Consider the following 21,287-nt stretch of genomic DNA (forward strand, 5'->3'; position numbering starts at 1 on the left):
AAATGAATAAATTTCTTGAAAAAAATAATGACAACGCTGTCATTTGTTGTGTAACATCAATTCAACATGAATAAAAAACCGCGTCTAACGAAAATAATAACGTGGTGTAATCCAGAATAGAGTAGGGGTCTTTACATGATGGCTAAACAGGTTAACCAAGACCAACTATACATCGGTGTCGATGGTGGTGGAACAAAGTGCCGTGCAACTATTTATTCTCTTCAACATGGCATTTTGGGTACCGGTCTGGGAGGCCCTGCTAATCCCTTACATGGATTAGAGCGCACACTTGAATCTATTATGGTATCGACTCAAATGGCATTACAAGATGCGGGACTTCGTGTTGAGCAGGTTCATGAACTTAATGCCGGCCTTGGTCTCGCAGGTGTTAACTTGCCGCTGCTGTATGACAAGATTATGCAGTGGGAACATCCATTTAAACAGATGTTTCTTACCACTGATTTACATACTGCATGTATTGGGGCACATGAAGGTAGTGATGGTGCGGTCATTATTACGGGGACCGGTTCTTGTGGTTTTGCTTTGGTCAATGGCAAAACGGTCAACTATGGTGGACATGGTTTTGCTCAAGGCGATATGGGCAGTGGCGCATGGATGGGGCTAGAAGCAGTTAAAGCTGCCTTACTTGATCTTGATGGATTAGGTGAGAAAACAACGTTGAGCCAAGTATTATTAGATCATTTCAGTGCTAAAGATGCGATGGGAATTGCAGAGCAAATGGCAGGGCAACCTTCAAGTGGCTATGCAAAACTTGCCCGATATGTGTTAGATCAGGCTAAGCAAAACGATGACATCGCACTTTCAATAGTGAAGTCTGGTGCAGGATATATCAGCCGCTTGGCGAAGCGTCTGCTTGAACTGAATCCACCCAGATTGTCTATGATCGGTGGGTTATCTGAACCATTACAAGCTTGGCTTGACCCAGAAATCGCAAAGCAAGTCCAACTACCTAAGCAGCCGCCTGAAATGGGGGCTATTTACTTTGCTATTCAAAGTACAGGTCAAGAATTACAAAAGGCGAACTAATGACGACTCAATGTTACTTTGCTCCAGAGCTTTTTGATGGCGAAAGTTTTAGGAAAGATGTTTACTTCAGTGTAAATAAAGGTCGAATTGAACATGTTAATGAATCGCAGGTGATCGATGCTTTGACATTATCAGGACTAGTTGTACCTGGTTTTATTGATGTTCAAGTTAACGGTGGTGGTGGCGCATTTTTTAATGCAGAGCAATCCACAGAGTGTCTAGAAAAAATAGTCAGTGCACATGGGAAATTTGGCTCTACAGGGCTGATGCCTACACTTATCACAGATAGAATTGAAGTGATGCAGCAAGCCGCCGACGCCACTGCACAGGCTATTGCAGCGGGTCAATCAGGTGTGCTTGGGATCCACTTTGAAGGTCCTCATTTGTCTCATCCTAAGAAAGGCACTCACAGCGAACAGTTTATTCGGCCAATCTCAGAGGAAGAATTTACTGTATACGGCCGTCAAGATTTAGGGATCAAGATGGTTACTTTGGCACCTGAAACTGTTCCTCTTAGCGACATTGAACGTTTGATTGCACTTGGCGTAAAAGTGTGTATTGGGCATTCAAATGCAGATTACGAAACAGCAAATGCAGCACTTAACGTTGGTGTAGATGGATTTACTCACCTTTTTAATGCAATGTCCGCATTTACCTCACGCGAACCTGGTGTGGTTGGAGCGGCGCTATGGGATGACAATAGCTGGTGTGGTTTGATTGTTGATGGTCATCATGTGCACCCATTGTCCGCACAGCTTGCCATTCGTACTAAGCAGCGCGGTAAAGTAATGCTTGTGACAGATGCTATGCCACCTGTTGGTACAGATGACACCGAGTTTGACTTTTTTGATGGTAGGAAAGTGATCCGTACAGGCGATCGTTTAAACTCAACAACAGGAGAGCTTGCAGGCAGCGTATTAGATATGGCAAGTGCGGTACGTAATACTGTCAATACGCTTAACGTGAGCCTAGCTGAGAGTTTACGTATGGCTTCCCTATATCCTGCACAGTATCTTGGTTTATCACAAAAAGGGCATCTAAGATCGGGTGCTGATGCCGACTTTGTGGTACTCGATAGACGTAACTTGCTTGTTGAGCAGACCTATATCGCAGGGCAGGTGATATAACTGTTTTGTAAATGATTCATGGGCGAAATGGCCTTGTAGATTTCCCTGATAAAACCCCGCAGCTGTATCGCGGGGCTTTGTTTTTTATGTTTAGCCGATATTCGATATGGATGGTTCAATAACTAGAGCTGGTAAACCAATTAGTCTTAATACTTACTAAGTTTGCAGACGTAAATCGGTCGCTAACTTCGTTAAAACTTCTTATCTAGAACAACTAAATAGCAAGATTTTTGCTTAGTTATAGACAAGTTCTTTTCGTCTCAAAATAGTAAGCTTAACTAAGATAACGATTGGTATCGCTTCGATTTACTTTATGGTGGGATAGCGATTACACGCATTGTGAATACACCTTACAGTCAGTCGGTTAGTTTGATTGAGCTACCCATCGTTATGTTTCAAACGGATAAATAACTATGGCAACTAATAATAAACCAAAGCGACTTGCGTCTTTGGACGCCTTGCGTGGCATGGATATGTTCTGGATCTTAGGTGGCCAGTCAATTTTTGCTGCACTATTTGTATTGACCGGATGGCAAGGGTGGAAAGCTTTCGAAGCACATACGGCCCACAGCCCTTGGCATGGTTTTACTTTTTATGATCTTATCTTTCCACTATTTATCTTTTTATCAGGTGTAGCAATGGGCTTATCGCCCAAGCGTATTGATCATCTACCTTTTAAAGAGCGTCAACCGTTTTATATCAAAGCACTGAAGCGCCTCTTATTACTGTGTGGTTTTGGCGTGCTATATAATCATGGTTGGGGTACGGGGATCCCAATGGATCCAGAAAGCGTTCGTTACGCGAGTGTCTTAGGTCGGATCGCGTTTGCTTGGTTCTTTTGTGCTTTACTGGTTTGGCACACTAGCTTGCGAACGTTGGCCTATGTAGGTATTGGTATATTGTTATTCTATTGGATTTTGCTTTGCTTCATTCCTGTCCCCGGTGGACAAGCCGGCGACTTAAGTGCAAACGGTGTGGGTAGCTGGAATGCGTTTATCGACACGTATCTACTTCCAGGGATCAGTTATCAAAATCGTCCGGTTGACCCAGAAGGTGTGCTATCTAGTTTACCTGCCATCGTTAATGCTATCGCAGGGGTATTTGCAGGTCGTGCAATTGCTAATGCACACACTCAAGGTGAGTGGAAAACGGTAGCTATTCTAGCAGGCTCTGGGATCGTTGCGTTAGCACTAGGTTGGATTTGGGATATGCAGTTTCCTGTTAATAAAGAGTTGTGGACGAGTTCATTTGTGCTCGTAACCGTGGGCTGGAGCGCGATCCTGTTAGCAGTATTTTATGCGGTTGTAGATATACTGAATTTTCAGCGCTGGGCGTATCCCTTTATTATTATAGGAGCCAACTCTATTATTATTTATTTGGCGTCGAGTTTAGTGGACTGGAGCTTTATTAGTAAGAGTGTGTTTGGTGGGATTATTACTGCTGTACCGGCTGCATGGCAGCCGCTAATGGCTGTTTTTGCGTTATTGGCAGTGCAGCTTCTGGTGCTTCACTGGATGTATAAACGCCGCATTTTTGTAAGTGTATAGCGGCCCTCGGTGGTTATCAGCAGCTCAGGTTAATTAGTAAAAGTGCCCACTATTGTGGGCTTTTTTATACCTGCTGAATGTATAGCGTAAAAAATATCCATGTTTTTTTTCACTTTTGCTTTACAAGAGAATTATTTCTGATAATAATGACAGCGTTGTCATAATGGTGATAACCTAATGCTGTGTATCCCAATTAGGTTCGATCTGACCTTGTCTTGATTGCACGCGAGACAGGGTTCAGATCCCATTTTATTCTAATCATCTCAACATTTGGTTAATCGTATGCAAGTAGTCATTTTAAAAGACGCTGCCGAAGTGGCAGCATATGGTGCAGACATTTTTACAACGCAACTAAAGCGTAAAGCTAACTCTGTGTTGGGATTAGCAACTGGTTCAACACCAGTAGCTTTGTATCAAGAATTAATTAAGCGTAATCAAGCAAATGAAATTAGTTTTGCTGAAGTTACCAGTTTTAACCTAGATGAATATTTAGGTTTAGATGGCTCACATCCACAAAGTTATCGATATTTTATGCAGCAGCAGCTGTTTGACCATATCAATATTGATAAAAGTAATACGCACGTTCCCCCTGGTGACGCAAAAAATCCAATTACGGCGTGCGGCGAGTATGAAGCGCGTATTAAGTCAGCTGGTGGAATTGATGTACAGCTTTTGGGCATTGGCAGAAATGGCCACATTGGCTTTAATGAGCCATCGTCAGGATTAACTTCACGTACTCGCGTAAAGACCCTAACGAAAGCAACAATTGATGATAACGCGCGTTTTTTTAAAGCTGATGAGTACCAGCCTCATTTATCCATCACAATGGGTATTGGCACTATTTTAGATGCTAAAAAGGTGGTGTTGCTAGCAACAGGTGAAAACAAAGCTGATGCTGTTGTTGCGATGGTAGAGGGGCCGTTAACTGCCGCATGTCCGGCCTCAGCGCTACAAATGCACCGAGATGCAGTGATCGTTATTGATGAAGCTGCGGCATCTAAGCTAAAAGACATTGAGTTTTATAAGCATATTGAAAACGAGAATCAAAAGTTGCTGGATTATCTTGCCTCTCTGTAGTGTGAAATCACACTGTAGTTTTCGAAAGCCCATTTATGGGCTTTTTTTTTGCCAGCATCTTTGCGCTGTGTTAGTTTTAATCTCTCTAAGAGATGGCTAATTTGGTCCGAGAAATGAGGGAATAGGGGCTTGTTGTATTACACTCAAATGACGTTAGACAGAGCATCTAACGAACGAAAAGATAAAAATTGGTTATTGTCCCAAATGGGCGATAACAGTCGCTGGCTATTAATTCAGGACGACGCAAATTTAGTGCACACTCAAGCTAACGCATTACATTATCTTTCTCGAGCAGATGTTTCCGACTTAGCACTTCAAGATGCGATATTTTTAGGTCGTGATGAATCGCACAGTTACTTTGCTCTTGATGTTTCTAAGCAACGAGACAAACTTTCTTTTATTGATGCTGAGTTTGAGTTTATCGACATGCGTCAGGTAGGTCGCAATTTGCCAAAACAGCAAGGCTCGATAGGAGTGCTTGCCCGGGGCTTATGTTACTGGCATAAAACCCACTGTTTTTGTGGGCGCTGTGGACAACCTAATAAAATGGTTGAAGCAGGTCATGCAAGGCGCTGTGTGAATCCAGAATGTCGACATATGACGTTTCCCCGTACAGATCCTGCCGTTATCATGCTTGTAACGCATGTATTCCCCGATGGTATTGAACGCTGCTTATTGGGTCGTCAGGCCATTTGGCCTGAGGGCGTATTTTCAACACTGGCGGGGTTTGTGGATCCGGGGGAGACTTTAGAGCAAGCAGTAATAAGGGAAGTGATGGAAGAAGCGGGAGTTGAAGCATACGATGCCACTTATATTGCCTCGCAGCCATGGCCATTTCCGTCTTCACTTATGCTCGGATTTATCGCAAAAGCGAAAACCACAGAAATCTTCGTGGAGCAAGATGAGCTTGAGCAGGCTAGATGGTTTTCACGGGCGGAGCTTAATACATTTTCAGAGTGGGGCGATACCAAGCCCGGCTATAAACTGACCAGAGAAGACTCTATCTCCAGATATTTAGTTGAATACTGGCGTGCACAACCAGAAGAGTAATTATGAAAAAGCATACAAAAATTGTTGCTGCTGGAAGAAAAGCAGAATATACAGCAGGGGTGGTAAATCCAGTCGTTCAGCGCGCTTCGACTATAGTGTTTGAAAGCGTTGCTGAAATGCAAGAAGCAATAAAAGGTCGTGGCCATCGTACACTGTTTTATGGTCGGCGAGGCACCAACACCCATTTTGCTTTGCAAGATGCCATTGCAGAGCTTGAAAATGGCGCGGGTTGTGCCTTGTACCCGTGTGGGGCAGCAGCAATTGCACAATCGCTCTTGTCGTTCTTGAAAGCCGGAGACCATCTACTGATGGTGGATACCGCTTATGAACCCACCAGAGATCTCTGTGACAAGTTACTGAAGGGTTACGGAATAGAGACCACCTACTATGATCCAATGATTGGCGCTGGTATTGACGCGTTAATTCAAGACAATACCAAAGTGTTGTTCTTAGAGTCTCCAGGTTCAATCACGATGGAAGTACAAGATGTGCCAGCGATGGTTGAAGTTGCAAAGCGCCGTGGCGTTATCACTATGCTTGATAATACGTGGGGTAATGGCTGGCAGTTTAGGCCACTTGACCACGGTGTTGATATTAGTATTCAAGCAGCAACAAAATATATTGTTGGACATTCGGATGTAATGATGGGCGTAGCCGTTGCAAACGAGCGTTATTGGCCCGAATTGAGAGAACACTCTTATTTATTGGGGCAATGTACCTCCGCAGATGATGCTTATTTAGCGCTGCGTGGATTACGCACTATGCCCGCGAGATTAAAACAACATGAACAGTCGGCAATGACTGTGGCCAAATGGCTTGACGCACATCCACTTGTCGACCACGTTAGACACCCAGCTTTTGAAACTTGCCCCGGTCATGAGTTTTTCAAGCGCGACTTTGATGGCAGTAATGGTTTATTTTCAATTGTAATGAAAGAAGGTAGCCAAAAAGCGATTAACCGTTTCTTGGATGCCTTATCCCATTTTAAAATGGGCTTTTCATGGGGGGGATACGAGAGTTTGGTTACAGCCAATAAAACCATGGAGCATTTGCGATCAGCCACAGGTTGGACACTTGGTCCCGTTATCCGCCTTCACATAGGTCTTGAAGACGTAGAAGACTTGATAGAAGATTTAGAACACGCACTTAAGGTCTACGAACAAAATCTTGGTAAACCTTAAAACCTCGGCTCAACTTATCGGTATTGGGTACTTCATTTTAAAAGAGGTACCTCGGATTTATTGAGCCACAATAACTCTTGGATCAAGACTGAAAACTGTGGAGAGCAATACCAGTTTGGTGCAGTTTAAGCGTAAAGCACAGGGAACTTTCAGAGGGTGGATATGTCTAAGAGCTACGTCATAAAAGTATTGCAAACTGAATTCAAGGAAAGGTGATGAAATTAAACAGACTGATTATGTTACCGATAATCTCACTCAGCGCTTGTGTAGTAATGCCTGTTCAAGATACTGGTCACACCAACAAGTGCGAGATTTCATCGGATAGAAAAACCCTAAAGATAGTAGATGTTGCAGACGAAACTAATACGTATTATTCCGTGAGTGGAATTATTTTAACGCCAATACTCGTTCCTACTACCGCAATTCTTTCGGGGACTTATATGCTGATAAATAATACCTATCGTCTTGGGGAAGAGACGATAAAATGCGAAAGCAAATCTTAAAAGTAACTACAGACTTGTATAATTGTTGCGTTGTGTTTTGGTTTAAGCACTGCGCAATGCTCCAACTATTTAAACCAGACACCCCAACTATTTAAACCAGACACACACCACTAATTTGCACCTTGATGAGATACCGCCTAAGCTTTGAATCTATACTCAATGGATTGAGGAAACCAAACGATGGCGACTGCCCGTAAAAGACAAATCAGTTTAACCGATATTTAAACCAGACACCCAACCGATATTTAAACCAGACACCCAACTATTTAAACCAGACACACACCACTAATTTGCACCTTCATGAGATGCCGCCTAAGCTTTAGCTCTACACTCAATGGATTGAGGAAACCAAACGATGGCGACTGCCCGTAAAAGACAAATCAGTTTAACCGACACCAAATATTATCACTGTATCTCCCGTTGCGTCAGGCGCGCCTTTCTGTGTGGCGAAGATAAACTTACCGGAAAATCATACGAGCACCGCCGGGACTGGGTTGAAGAAAAGCTATTGATGTTGGCTTCCATATTTTGTATTGATGTTTGTGCTTATGCCGTGATGAGCAATCATACCCACATTGTTTTATATGTTGATGACAACAAGGCGAAACGTCTGTCCGATGAAGCGATAGTGATACGATGGCACAAGTTGTTTAAAGGTAATGGGATAAGCCAAAAATTTACTGAAGGTGAGCCACTCAATGAGTCGGAGCAGTTGATATTAGATGAGCTGGTTGATAAGTACAGGGAAAGGCTGGCCGATATTAGCTGGTTTAGGCGAGTACTTAACGAAGACATCGCCCGCCGAGCAAATAAAGAAGACAATTGTACAGGCCGTTTTTGGGAAGGACGGTTTAAATCCCAAGCATTACTGGACGAGGCTGCATTGGCCGCTTGCCTCGCTTACGTAGACTTAAACCCCATTAGAGCCAACATCGCCGCAACGCCTGAAACCTCAGACTACACCAGCATCAAAAAACGCATCGACCACGCGAAGCTGGGAAAGCAACCAAAAAGCCTACTGCGCTTTGTGGGCAGCCCACGAAAACATATGCCAAAAGGCCTGCCTTTTGAACTCAAATCCTATATTGAATTGGTTGAACTCACAGGCCGTTGTATTCGAGACGACAAGCGAGGCTATATCTTTGAATCTCAGCCCATACTCACTCGACTCAATATAGAATCTGAGAACTGGATAAAACTCACAACACAGTTTTCTCAGGTATTTCACGGTGCAGTTGGTCGAGAGCGAACAATAACCACTTACTGTGAAACACTGCAAAAACGACGACGAACAAACCTAACAAACTGTGAGCGCTTGTTGGCTTAGTAAAACTCACATTCTCAATTCTCGAATTTCTTAAAGCTGCATTTACAGCGCTTTGTTGTGCGCGATAACCCGGTTTTAGTGTAGAGATACGCTCAAGTGCTAAAAAATAACCTATCGATACACGCTTTTGACCAAAGTGATGGAAGTGCTTTCATACATTTTTACTTTACGTCCTCAGTTTGGATATTAATAGTGTGATGGGTGGCAGGATATTATCATCTTACTTTACGTCCTCAGCTTGGATATTAATAGTGTGATGGGTGTCAGGATATTAATAGTGGACAGCCACCGATTGAAAAACGGGTAACTGTCAGATCAAGTCTGAGCTAGTACATATAAGTCAGTGGATTGCTAATAACTCAGCTATTGGTAACGTCGTAGTCTCAGGTAATGTAACTAATCTAGGGCGTAAACTATTAGCACTGGTCGAGTTAGAAACTTACTCATAACAAGCGTTTTATAGTGACTCGCAATGTTCGGCAGCTTCGTTTCGCTCAAGTATAGCCAAGCGCTGTTCACACCTTAACTTGCTTGTTTGCCCATAGAAGTTTTTATACGAAGTTCGTCTAATACAGGCGACGTCCTAAAACGTTTCTGTCTAAATACAAGTTAGGTGAGCACCTGTTGCCGCAATTGGATTTAAGATATGACATTGCTGTTGAATGGCCGAGTTTGGCACTTATATCTGATTAAGCCCTAGTAGATAAAGTTAAGACTTATTATCCTTCAGAATGAAGATGAGTAATTAGGATCAAGCCAAGGCTTGACCCTAATTCTTTTAGTGTTGTGGCTGTGGTGGGAAGTTTGCCAGTAACTCCGAGATGGTTTTGTTTATTGACTCTGTTCTTTTTTCTGGTGACTGGTGGCTACGTAAACGGCCTTCTTTCGCACCGCGCCATATCAGCTGGTTGGACGCTTTATCTATCATGTCTACAACTAATGTGCCCACTTCATACTCACGGGTTGTAGTTTGTGTTTGCCAGCCAAATCCCCAATAATTCCAACGCGCACCATAGGTGGTGTGTAAAGAGTCTGATTCAATTTTGGTATCCACTGAAGCATGGTAATTAACCAATAAGTCAGCCGACTGCGGATCGGTGAGGGTGAAACCCTGTTTACTCATTTCTTGTTGAATGGCACTGCGGATCCGCTTTTCCATTAAGTCATTCACTTGATACTCACGGCCTTCATTTTTCAGATCGGCTTCGGGCGACCAGGCATAGGTTTTGTAGTTAGCGAATTGTACAGACTTGTCATAATCCCAATCAGGGGTTTTGGCGCAGGCCGCTAACATTAACACCAAAGCGGCGATAACAATATTCTTAAACATGTGTCTTTACTCCTTAGTGGGATGTTTACTCTACCTTAACGTGTTAAGCTGTTAATTGATAGAGACAAAGCATCCCTTGATCATTGCCTCTAAGACCTTAACTTGGAATTAATGTTCCACCTCTATCCAATCTTTTTCGTCTACCCAGTTTTGGCTTCCATGTGCAACACTTCGGATAGGTACCAAGTAGTCACAGCTGATCTGTGGTTTAACCGAAGCAAAAATAGGTACAAACCCAAAGCTTAGCGCAGTTTCGATGATGGCTTTTTGGTTTTGTGGGTCTATATCTGCGGCTTCATCTATGTAAATAGGGATACGATACATCGCTTGCTCTTGATCAGATAATAGGTAGCGAATAAATAGCATGCCACATAAAAGTTTGATTGTGATCCGAGTACCGTTTGAACCTGCCGAGTCAATTTTATCAAAGTGCTCGGTTTCACCCGCACGGTTGACGACTTCAAAGCGAATATCAAAGAGATCGGTGAGTGTCAATCCCGCTTTATCACTTGCAAGTTTAATGATGTGATCTTTCGCCTCGTTAACCGATTTTTCTGAGCTCGGCTGCTCGCTCAGTAGGTCTAAGCTTTCGCCTTTTTCGTATAAATCTGACGTGCTAATAATAGTATCTATGCTATCGACTAACATTTTACGAGGGATCACATTGATCTTAAACGCCTGCAAGTTAGAGATCCGATGCTGGCTTATACCTTTATTAAAACTGTTCATTTCACGACGTAAGCGCTCTAAGTCTTGACGCAGTCCTTTGATGGTTGCAGCCACCTCAGTGAGCGCGACACGTGCTTGTTTATCGACGGCATCTCGCTCGTTATCGAGGTTGTGATACGCGCTGATCAGTTTTTGGTACTTAGTGTTAGCGTCAGATTCGTTTTCAAACTTAGTGATCCCCGCATTGTAGATATGCAAGTAGGTATTACGCACGTTAACGTCTAAGTTTCTAAGTTCATTACATTCTTTGTTAAACTGATGGATCACCTCTGACAGGTTATCAAAATCCAGCGTAATTTCGATTTCGTACGGTGCCAACTTACCCGAATATAGGTCTAGTGTGTGGTCGATACGCTCTGACTTCACTTGCTTTAGGCGGTCGGCTTGGCGCACCAACAAGTCTTGCTTGCTTTTAATGATAGAGCGGCGGTCTGAAATTGAACCAGCATTACGTTGAATATCATGTAAATATTCATCAACTTGCTCTCGTTCCATCTCTAGCTGCTCTTTGAGGGCTTGTTGAGCATCGACCGATTGCAACATGGTTTGATATTGCTCAAAGCGTTTCATGGCTGCTTCGGTAGCCATGAGCTCATCATAAAGCGCATCACGTTCTTTTTGCTTTTCAGCGACGTTTGCAGCTACTTCACGCTGTTGCTTTAAGTCATTAAGCGATTGTTGCAGTGACTCTAGCTGTGCTTGCAGCTGGGCTTTATTCTCACCGCTTTGCATTTGCACTGGACTGAGCTTTTTCAACTTAACAGTAGCGCCAGGTACTTTAAGCTCTCCACCTTGAACTGATTTAGACAGTGACTCTAAAAACGCGCCAAAGGCATCTTCGTCGGTGATGCTAATTTCACCCTGAGAGGTGGTTGAAAACGATAACAAATCTGGATTTAAAATTCGTGATATCTCTTCTACTTCTTTTAAAGACAGATCTTCACGCATACGAGTAAACAAGTTGAACTCAAGATTCTTGAGTTGCAGTTTTAAACTCTTAATTTGCTTTTGCGTTTCGTTGATACGGAAATCAAGAGTATGCAGGCTTTGCCCCTGTGCACTATTGATAGAGAAGGAAAGTTGCTCATATTCCTTTTTCAACAGCGTTAAATTGGTTTTAAGCGTTGCATGATTGGTCAGTTCAAATTCACGTTTTAACGCGTGGAAATCGGTAAACCATTGCTCTATTTGGGTTTGCTTACGCTCGATATCGCGAGACTGTTGGACGTACAGCTGCTGCTTAGACTCAAATTCACGCTTCTCTGCTTCGATATCTTCCAGCTGTGTTGCTAATTCCGCAATTTGCTCGTTGTGATAGTTATCATATTCGACCAAAGCTAAATCGAGTTTTGGTGCGTATGCCGCCAATTTACCTTTTAACACAGCCTCATTTTCAAGCATTTTCTCAAGGGCTGAAATTGGCTCTTGCATTGACTCCAGCGCATTTAGCTCACGGCGAGCGCGGTTGACCTTATCAAAAGCGCGACGCCAGACTTCATAAAAGTCGACTTTCGAGTTCGACATATGGCGCTCGAACACCTTGAGCATAAAGCGTTTTACGTCTTGCGCGCCGAGTTTATGCAGATTCAAAATACGGCGGAATATTTCTTTATATACAGGCGCATCTTGGACATTATTCAGTGGGATCATCTTCAGGTTGATATCACCATCAAATGGCGTGGCTCCGCCTGTGAGTAGGGCATTGAGTTCTTGTGCTTTTAGCTCTACAGGTTTTAGCTGCTTTTCCTGCAAATGATTAAATAGCTTAGTGTACTTGATGATACTTTTACCTTGGGTGTAATCATCAAGATTCAGCTTGCCTTGATAGCAAAAAAACTGGTGTGCGTAACCGGCAATTTTGCCAAGGCCTGCAACGCCAATAACGACATCGCCGTGAGGGAGGTTAGCTTCTAGCAGAATATAGGATTGATCTGACGAAAAATAGAACTTACGCGTTTCCTCTAAATCGTGACCGTCCCACTCTGTCAGCCTTAAATCGTTGATAAGTGGGAACTGCAAGGCATTGATCACTGAGCTTTTACCAGTGTTATTAGGCGCACAGATAGATGCACTTTTATCCAGAGGAATGACACACTTCGCATATCCGGCGGTATTTAATAATGCTAGTTTACTTAAGCCGTACAACTGCTCGCTCATAGCTCGTCCTCAATATCATATTGTTCTTCGTTTACTTCCATTAGCGCGTCAATGTAGCGATAAATCGGTGCAAGTAGCATAAAGCCTTGCTCAACCTCACGGGCAAGACCCAGTCTTACCATACGCAAAAATACGTCCTTTCTAAGATCTGAACCCGAAAAAATCTCAAGCTGATCAAACAGGTGCTTATTGAGTTGTACTATGGTCTGCATTAGCTCCAAATCACAGCTTTCATCAAATAGTACGCGAAGCGGATCTTTACCTTGGTTGGCGTAGTGCTCGATCAAGATATAAATGGTTAGGGCAATCGCCCGGGAGATTTTCCCCATATTTGGCGTGCTTTCATCACTTGCAAGGTAATAAAAGCCTCTAGCATCATGTTGTAAGTCATGGCCTAGTGCAGCAAATAACGCTTGATAGCTTTCTATTTGCTGGTCTAGCTCTTGCCAAAGAGTCGTGTCTTGTTCGCTAATGTGATACCCGCTCACCAGTTTCTTGTTGATGGCTTGGAGCTCATTGAGCATATCTAAATTAATTGTTGTCATCATGCTAATCTTGTTTTGCTTTGGCACTAAATGGATATAAAGAAAAAGTATGTGATGCGATAGTGATCTTACTTTTTTGCTGCTCCTGACTTAAGGTCAAATCTGATTCGTTGATCAGCTTTTGATAAAGGAATAGCATTTCGTCTGCTTCAAGATCAGGATAGCTATCGCTTAAAAAGCCCAGAAGTGCTTGGCGCTTTTTACCTGTTTGTTGAAATCTTGTTTTTACTGCATGGTAATCTGGGATGGTTGGGCTTTGATATGCAGGTACATCGTCGTGATCGGGCAGCTGATACTCTTCATGCTCAAATTCAACAAGACTTGCCATATAAGCCACCATGTGACGCTTTTGCCCAAGATTAAAACGTTGAATATCTGAAACAAATTCTGGTTGAACTGGTGAAAGTAACCGGTCAACGCCGCGTTTTCTAATTTGTCCAAGGACTTTAGAGGCTTGTCTTGTAATGAGTGTATTACGGCGCAGCTCCTCTCTCAGTGGCATTAGTAGGTCGGCGCTGCGGCTTAAGCTCTCTCTACCAATGAGGTGCATATCTAAAATTCGTGTTCTGAGTTGCTCCAGCATACGTTTATCTGCAGCGCCACGGCCCAATTGTTCAATCTCGTCAATTTGTTCACTGACCTGAAGCTCTATCTGATCAAAGCAGCGTTGGAACGGGCCATGAATATCGACCATTTCCAACATCGGCTCGATATATTCGTCAAACGCTTCCAATACCGCTTTATACCTCATGCCAAGAGACAGCGTGGAGGTGTCAGACTTAGCTTGTTCAACCAAGTTCATGATAGCGCTTTCGTTATGTTCGAACAGCTTAACAATTTTACGAACGCGTTCGTCCATAATTCGACTAAAACGGCGTAGTTCAGAGTAGTCGGCTTCTTCACCAGCTTGCGCTATGCGGTTGCCCAGACGTTCTAGGTCTTTTATCAAAACGGTAATTTCTTCCGCTAAGCCTAGGCTCTCTTCTTGCAGTAAAAAGCTTGCAAAATCAGCAATCGCCCGATTGATCTCCAGCTGGGAAGACTTTGCTAGTGGAATAATTATTTCTTGTTGGAGTAATCGATTGGTTTCTTTATAAATTCGCTCACTAGACCAGCTAGGGTTTTTCTGTTTTAGGATGTTTTGTACATCTTTAAGGCTGAAATCAGCGAGCTTAAATCGTTTAAAAAGTAGTTCCAATACGCTCCAGTGCTCATTTATGGTATTTAATAATTTTTTTGCTGGGATCATAACTTTCCAGTAGGTAGTAGAGAAGTTACATTACTACTTCATCAATTTGTCACAAAATGTTTATCGTACGTAGCATGGGAACTATGATGGTGCTAGAATCCGCCGCGAAAACGAACCCACCCTTTGTTACATTTAATTACAGGTTGTTTACGCATTATGGTTACGCCCATTATTCTAACCCTGATAGCCATCGCTTTTATACTGATCGTTATAGAAGATATTATTCATGTAAACAAGGCCAAAACCACGCTTTTTTTTGGTACTTTATGTTGGATTATCGCCTTTATCTCTCCAATTCATGGTCAAAGCCCAGAAATTGTACAAATTGAGCTAGATCATAACATCCTAGAAATTGCCACATTATGGCTGTTTTTGATGGCGGCGATGACATTTGTTGCCTACCTAAACTCTAAAGGATTCATCCAAAATATTGTTCACCGGATCATGCCAACCCATATTAGCGAACGCAAGCTAATGTTTTTAGTTGGTGCCTTTGCATTTGTGTTTTCTTCAATATCGGACAATATTACCGCGACGCTTATTTCATTAGCTGTAGTCATGTCTTTAAAACTAGACCCGAAAAAGCTAATAAAATATGCGACCTTAATTATATTTAGTGTTAACTCCGGCGGCGTGTCTTTGATAACTGGGGATGTTACTACTTTGATGATATTTTTGGCCGACAAAGTCACAATCCCTGATCTTTTATTGCTGATCATGCCGTCTATGTTGAGTGTATTCGTGCTGGCTGCCATGCTTTCTATTGGTATGAATGAAAAAATTACCTTTGAAAAGGCTGAATTACGCAGAATTGAAAAGACCGACATTACCATTGCACTTATTTTCTTATCGACGATTTTCGCAACATTGTTCTTGAGCGTTCAATACCATGTACCGCCAATGTTGACTTTCCTATTTGGCCTGTCCTTGATGTTTTTAATGGCACAATTTTTAATGCGCAAAAAGGACGTGAATAAAAAAATCATCGACTATATTCGTGAAATTGAATACGACACCTTGTTGTTCTTTGTTGGTGTATTGCTCTTAGTTGGTGCGTTAAAAGAGGTTGGTGTACTGTCTAAGTTTACTGATTTATATCTATACCTTGCGCCAGAGTATGCAAACTATTTGGTTGGTTTGATGAGTGCTGCGGTCGATAACGTGCCATTAACCGCTGCATTATTAAAAGCAGATATTATCATGACCCCTTCACAGTGGTTGACTTTTACCTATGCAACAGGGGTAGGTGGTTCCATGCTTATCATCGGCTCTGCGGCAGGGATCATTGCGATGAGTAAGGTCAAAGCGTTGACTTTTTCAAGTTATCTCAAAATGAGCTTCTATCTACTTATTGCTTACACTGTCGGCTATAGTGGGGCATATTTCGCAGGCCAACTTATTTAGCTTGAACCACATATATTTTCACCCTTTTGGGACAAGTTTTTTATAAATTACTTGACACCTAGACGGCTAAAAGATAATTTTCTCACATCGCCCGCACTTATTGCGGGCTTTTATTTTGCTTTTATTCATATTTGCAAAGGCAAAATAAACAGAAGAGGCGCGATGCTTAGGTAGTTAGTGTGAGGTGACGAGACCAATGACCACTAGTGAGGGAAGTATTCGCCGAGGAGAAGCGTTGCTCGTCGCGACGATTCTTCGGTTTACGAGGCTGAATCCTCGGAACTGTCACCGTATTGGTGGAGAGCTTCTGGCAAAGGTCATTTCAAGCGTTCGTCTTTCTAGAAATCCCATGCCGAGTTCTCCTTATAAAATTTGACTGTGCCATCGGTCAAGAGGAGAGAAAATGAATTCGCAGTATGTTGTAGCCAAATTTGGCGGTACCAGTGTCGCTGACTTTGAAGCTATGTCTCGTTGTGCTCACATTGTTCGTGACAATCCATATATTCGAGTAGTGGTTGTTAGCGCATGTGCTGGCGTAACCAATCACCTTGTAACGCTAACTCAACAAAAGGAAGATGAAGCCGGGCGCAAAGCAGTTGTTGCAGCGGTTGAAAACATACAGCAAGCGATTATCGACAAAGTATCTTTGGATGCTGACCTTGCTGAAGGTTACAAACAAACATTTTCTGAATTTGAGAGTTTAGCCAGTTTGCCTGCATTGAGTCGGCAACAATGTGATGAGGTGCTGAGTTTTGGCGAGCGTTTTTCTTCCTACCTGTTCACGCAAATTTTAAGAAACCACAATGTCAAAGCATCTCGTTTTGATGTTAGAAAAGTACTCAAAACTGATAATCAATTTGGTAAAGCGAATCCTAATGTAGCTGCCACACGTGAAGCTGCGAAGGCTAACCTTGTTAATTTGCTGGATGATAGTGTTCAGGTAACACAAGGCTTTATTGGCTGCGACCAATACGGTCAAACAACCACACTAGGTCGTGGTGGTTCGGATTACAGTGCTGCACTGTTAGCAGAAGCGATAGATGCTTCTAGTGTGCATATTTGGACCGACGTAATTGGTATCTTTAGTACAGACCCTCGCTTGTGTGAAAAAGCGAGGCCAATTCCTCGTTTGAGTTTTGATGAAGCTGCTGAAATGGCGACATTTGGTGCAAAAGTGCTACACCCAGCAACTATTTTACCTGCCAGCCGCAAAGGGATCTCAGTGTTTGTCGGGTCGAGCCGCGATCCACAAGCAGGAGGAACTTGGATTGAAAAAGAAAAAACTGCTCAAGCGGGGATCCGTGCAGTAACTCAACGTAAGAACCAGATCTTACTGACACTGAAAAGTCCCGAGATGCTATTGGCAAGTGGTTTTTTAGCTCGTATTTTTACAATCTTAAGTAACTACAACATTTCGGTTGATTTGGTCACTACTTCAGAGATAAGCGTTGCGCTGACGCTTGATAATGCCCCAAACGCATCTCGTCCAGAGCTGGAGCAAGCGTGCCTAGATGAGCTAGGGGAGTTTTGTCATGTCACAGTTGAAAACAATCTAACACTAGTTGCAATGATAGGCTCAGAGATCCAGCTCCGACAATGCCAGTTGAATTTAATGGATGTGTTATCTCAGTTTAACATTCGACTAATATGCCATGGTGCAAGCAAGCACAATTTGTGTTTCTTGGTGGAACAGCAGGAGTCTGATCAAGTGGTACAATCAATTCATGCCAAATTATTAGAAGTAGCATAAGTAAATTTATTGCCTGTATTGCACTAATAAAAAAGTTGCAATATTTGCTCAGTGATGGCACTTTATCAACAGGATACTTGGGAGTGCCATTATGAATTATAAAGACGTCTACGAGTTCTGGTTTGTTGAATGTACAGAAGCTGATTGGTGGAAAAAGTCAGCAGATTTTGATCGCATCATCAAAAATCGCTTTGGTATCCTTCATCATATGGCGCAGCAGGGAGAACTTTCAAGTTGGCGTACATCGCCCGTTGGGGCACTGTGTGAAATCATTATATTAGATCAATTCTCCCGCAATATCTTTAGGAATACTCCAGAAGCGTTTGCCAGCGATCCATTAGCATTATGCTTAACTCAACATGCTATCGAAAAAGGCTATCACCAACAACTTAATGACACTGAATTAATGTTTTTATATATGCCACTAATGCACAGTGAAAGCGCGAGCATACATACATTAGCACAGCAATATTTTAAACCTTTGCCCAATTACGACTTTGAATTGGCGCACAAACGTATAATCGACAGGTTTGGACGCTATCCGCATCGCAATGAAATTTTAAAGCGAGCATCAACCGAGGCCGAGCTAGCCTTTCTCAATACACCAAACTCGAGTTTTTAAGCTCAACCCCATTACACTCGCATTTTTAATGGAAGTACGTATAATCAGCCGTCTACAAAAATAATGATTGATTTAAGACATGGCTCATACGCGCGATGGATTTCAAAGCCGCCTTGGCTTTGTGTTGGCAGCAGCTGGTGCGGCTGTTGGACTTGGAAATATTTGGGGTTTCCCGACTCAGGCTGCAAACCATGGGGGCGGCGCCTTTTTGTTGGTTTACTTTGCGGTAATTTTTCTACTCGCATTACCTGCGCTTTATACTGAGCTGTATTTAGGCCACCAGGCGCAAGCAAACCCAGTTAAAGCACTCAAAACTGCATGGCGTGAGCGCAGCCCAAAGGTTGGCGCTGCAGCCGGTTATATCGGTCTTGGCGGTGCTATCGTGATGTTAAGCTTCTACTCTATTGTGGCAGGGTGGATGTTGTCTCATTCTCTTGATCCATTAGCACAAATGGCTGAACTGGATAGTGTGCATGCGTTTCTTAGTGGCGATTCGATACTTAGAAACTTCCTGTTCACACCACTGATGCTTCTACTTACGGCTAGTATTATCCTCAAAGGTGTAAAGTCTGGTATTGAAGCGTGGTCGCGCAGGTTAATGCCACTGTTGCTTTTACTCTTGGTTGGTTTGATAGCGTATATGGCTACGCTTGATGGTGCAGCAGAAGGGTTTCGAACTTATCTTATCCCTGATTTTGCTAAAATTAGCGATCCCGATTTGATCATTGCTGCAATGGGGCAGGCGTTTTTCTCACTATCGCTGGGTGTTGGCTGCATGATGATTTATGGTTCATATTTAAAGCCTAATGAAAATCTTCCCAAGTTGACCTTCAGTGTTGCAATGTTAGATACAAGCGTTGCGTTTTTGGCAGGCTTATTGATTATTCCCGCTATTTTCGTAGCGCAGCAAAATGGCGTTCAAGTTTTTCAAGATGGCAAGTTGATTGGTGAAGGTCGGTTAATTTTTGCGATTTTACCAGAGCTATTTGCGAATATGGGACAAGTTGGATTACTGGTCAGCCTCACCTTTTTTGTACTGATGTCTATTGCTTCAGTTACGTCCACCATTTCTTCTACGGAGATCCCGGTTTCGTTTTTGGTTGAAAACCACGGCTTTAAACGCAAGCAGGCAACTTGGTTGGTCACATTGGTGATTTTTATAGCCTCAAGCACCATTATATTGAACTTTGACTGGTTGTTTGAGCTTGTGATCAGCTTGTTTACTCAGTATCAGTTGCCGCTAATGGGACTTTTTTACTTTGTTACTGTTGGTTGGGTGTGGAAGCGAGGGAATCAACTTCACCTTGAATCTCGTGGTGCACATTACTGGTTTGCGCAGTATGTTAGGTTTGTTTGCCCAATTTTAATGACAGCTGTGTTTATAAACGTGGCGATAGCAAAGTAGTAGTCTTTGTAATCTATAACTAAAAACGGGAAGCAACAGCTTCCCATTTTTATATGTGTAATGCGTCATCTCAATTAAGTGAGCTATTTTCTCGCCTCAAATAGACCACTTAATTAAGAAAATTGGTATAAATTCGCCTTGCCTATAGGATGTAGTTACCTTAGCGGGAGCAGGACGCGGGAGCGGTGTTTTCGCTAAAACTCTATGGCTAGACAAGGAAAAAACTAAGTTGTGCTCTAGCTACAAAGAGTTGGAACATGCCTTATCCAAACCTCAGGTCAGTTAAAAGTCTCGCGGAGAGACAAACTCTCCAGCTTGAATACTTTCATAGGTTCTTTGCGCGAGAGAATCTAGATTACCTAACTCTTTACCCATGGCTGCTAATTGATTCGTTACCGGAATAATGTCTATTTCTTCCACGCCAGATAGCTGGGCAACCCGGGCAAAGGTGTAAGCGTGTTTGTACTTTTCATGTTTATAAAAAATGCTCACAAGCGACGAGTAAACCTCAGGGTTTGGTGTTTCGCCTCGCTTGTTTAACTCTAATACTCGATACAGAATATCGACCGTTTTGTTATCGTCTACTTTGGCATAAAATTCAGCTAAGAATAGCTGGATCTCTGCATCATTTTGCACCCTAGGGTCATCCTGCATATTGAGTAGTTTGTTCATGGCAGCACGATCATTATTTCTGGACCATTGGTAGTAGAGTAACCCAGGGTGGTTACTATTTTTTGTTTCCTGGTAGATGCGGGTCATTTCTTTTAATGCTGTAAGGTGTCCCTCAACGCGTGAGGTCGTCTTTTCTTTTAATTTGATATGTTCAATTTTGGCAGCGAGCGCAACACATTGGTTGTAGCGTTCCAAATCTTTCAATAATTTATACTTGTTATCGTCGGTAGGAGACTTGTATTCATGATAACGGGCATAAATCACTTCTGCACGTTCATCTTTACAATGACTATCCTTATTTAAATCCTCACAAAACCCGGGTGTTTCACTACACACTTGTTTCAAGGTTAAGGTATCGTCGCAACCAGCCAATAGTAATGCTGCAAAAACTAGCGACTTTTTAAACGCCATAGTTTGACCTCAATGATTTTTTATAATTATAGGCTTTGCAGCCCAAATAAACAGGGTAGAGCTAATGGTCGACTAGTTTAGCGCAATGAATTGTTCGGTAACAGTGGAGAATCGCGACAGTTTAAATTAGAATAGCTGTGCCCAAAAGGGCTAT

The 21,287-nt window shown here is 42.7% G+C and carries 16 protein-coding genes and 1 riboswitch; of the genes, 11 read left to right on the forward strand and 5 right to left on the reverse strand.

The features are described 5' to 3' along the window. Nucleotides 1-135 precede the first annotated feature (135 nt). From nagK to J8Z24_RS07370, 7 genes are all read left to right on the forward strand, one after another. Nucleotides 136-1,047, forward strand: a complete 912-nt coding sequence (gene nagK / locus J8Z24_RS07340) for an N-acetylglucosamine kinase (RefSeq protein ID WP_252095527.1) — start codon at nt 136-138, stop codon at nt 1,045-1,047. Beyond that, nucleotides 1,047-2,174, forward strand: a complete 1,128-nt coding sequence (gene nagA / locus J8Z24_RS07345; protein WP_176033637.1) for an N-acetylglucosamine-6-phosphate deacetylase — start codon at nt 1,047-1,049, stop codon at nt 2,172-2,174. The genes nagK and nagA overlap by 1 nt, the downstream gene beginning before the upstream one ends. Before the next feature lie 413 nt (nt 2,175-2,587). Then, complete coding sequence (gene nagX / locus J8Z24_RS07350) at nt 2,588-3,721, forward strand: transmembrane glucosamine N-acetyltransferase NagX (protein ID WP_176033638.1); 1,134 nt, start codon at nt 2,588-2,590, stop codon at nt 3,719-3,721. 282 nt (nt 3,722-4,003) lie between these two features. Further along, the gene (gene nagB, locus J8Z24_RS07355) at nt 4,004-4,798 is read left to right on the forward strand and encodes a glucosamine-6-phosphate deaminase (protein ID WP_045988699.1); all 795 of its coding nucleotides are present in this window, start codon (nt 4,004-4,006) and stop codon (nt 4,796-4,798) included. 147 nt (nt 4,799-4,945) lie between these two features. Next, a complete protein-coding gene (gene nudC / locus J8Z24_RS07360; RefSeq protein ID WP_176033640.1) occupies nt 4,946-5,848 on the forward strand; it encodes an NAD(+) diphosphatase in 903 nt (300 codons plus the stop codon). Nucleotides 5,849-5,850: 2 nt separating this feature from the next. Continuing rightward, nucleotides 5,851-7,029, forward strand: coding sequence for a cystathionine beta-lyase (locus J8Z24_RS07365; protein WP_176033639.1), 1,179 nt, complete (start codon nt 5,851-5,853; stop codon nt 7,027-7,029). A gap of 858 nt (nt 7,030-7,887) precedes the next feature. Continuing rightward, nucleotides 7,888-8,859: a transposase gene (locus tag J8Z24_RS07370; RefSeq protein WP_252095528.1), complete on the forward strand. Its 972-nt coding sequence runs from the start codon at nt 7,888-7,890 to the stop codon at nt 8,857-8,859. Nucleotides 8,860-9,637: 778 nt separating this feature from the next. Here the strand turns inward: J8Z24_RS07370 and J8Z24_RS07375 are convergent. The 4 genes from J8Z24_RS07375 to J8Z24_RS07390 all read right to left on the reverse strand — a co-directional run bounded on the left by J8Z24_RS07375 (nt 9,638) and on the right by J8Z24_RS07390 (nt 14,869). Then, nucleotides 9,638-10,189, reverse strand: a complete 552-nt coding sequence (locus J8Z24_RS07375) for a DUF4136 domain-containing protein (RefSeq protein ID WP_128732012.1) — start codon at nt 10,187-10,189, stop codon at nt 9,638-9,640. A 108-nt stretch (nt 10,190-10,297) separates the two neighbouring features. Then, the gene (locus tag J8Z24_RS07380) at nt 10,298-13,075 is read right to left on the reverse strand and encodes an Mks condensin complex protein MksF (RefSeq protein WP_176033586.1); all 2,778 of its coding nucleotides are present in this window, start codon (nt 13,073-13,075) and stop codon (nt 10,298-10,300) included. Further along, nucleotides 13,072-13,620, reverse strand: coding sequence for a condensin complex protein MksE (locus J8Z24_RS07385; protein WP_125254401.1), 549 nt, complete (start codon nt 13,618-13,620; stop codon nt 13,072-13,074). The genes J8Z24_RS07380 and J8Z24_RS07385 overlap by 4 nt, the downstream gene beginning before the upstream one ends. Before the next feature lie 4 nt (nt 13,621-13,624). After that, nucleotides 13,625-14,869 carry an MksB family condensin complex protein gene (locus tag J8Z24_RS07390; RefSeq protein ID WP_125254398.1) on the reverse strand — a complete coding sequence of 415 codons (1,245 nt, stop codon included), beginning with the start codon at nt 14,867-14,869 and terminating at the stop codon, nt 13,625-13,627. Between the two features lie 156 nt (nt 14,870-15,025). Between J8Z24_RS07390 and nhaD the strand changes: the two genes are divergently transcribed. The 4 genes from nhaD (at nt 15,026) to J8Z24_RS07410 (ending at nt 20,050) form a co-directional block, all read left to right on the forward strand. After that, complete coding sequence (gene nhaD, locus J8Z24_RS07395; protein ID WP_252095529.1) at nt 15,026-16,273, forward strand: sodium:proton antiporter NhaD; 1,248 nt, start codon at nt 15,026-15,028, stop codon at nt 16,271-16,273. 144 nt (nt 16,274-16,417) lie between these two features. Beyond that, nucleotides 16,418-16,588, forward strand: a riboswitch (Lysine riboswitch). A gap of 88 nt (nt 16,589-16,676) precedes the next feature. Next, on the forward strand, nt 16,677-18,023 hold the full coding sequence (gene lysC, locus J8Z24_RS07400) for a lysine-sensitive aspartokinase 3 (protein ID WP_252095530.1): 1,347 nt from the start codon (nt 16,677-16,679) through the stop codon (nt 18,021-18,023). A gap of 91 nt (nt 18,024-18,114) precedes the next feature. Next, nucleotides 18,115-18,645 (forward strand): DUF924 family protein, encoded by a 531-nt coding sequence (locus J8Z24_RS07405; RefSeq protein ID WP_128732241.1) that lies wholly within the window; start codon nt 18,115-18,117, stop codon nt 18,643-18,645. 79 nt (nt 18,646-18,724) lie between these two features. Next, nucleotides 18,725-20,050, forward strand: a complete 1,326-nt coding sequence (locus tag J8Z24_RS07410) for a sodium-dependent transporter (protein WP_128732240.1) — start codon at nt 18,725-18,727, stop codon at nt 20,048-20,050. A gap of 282 nt (nt 20,051-20,332) precedes the next feature. Here the strand turns inward: J8Z24_RS07410 and J8Z24_RS07415 are convergent, their stop codons facing one another. Beyond that, on the reverse strand, nt 20,333-21,133 hold the full coding sequence (locus tag J8Z24_RS07415; RefSeq protein ID WP_125254393.1) for a DUF2989 domain-containing protein: 801 nt from the start codon (nt 21,131-21,133) through the stop codon (nt 20,333-20,335). Nucleotides 21,134-21,287 lie beyond the last annotated feature (154 nt).

Source organism: Pseudoalteromonas sp. SCSIO 43201, from assembly GCF_023716725.1.
Taxonomy (GTDB): Bacteria; Pseudomonadota; Gammaproteobacteria; order Enterobacterales; family Alteromonadaceae; genus Pseudoalteromonas; species Pseudoalteromonas peptidolytica.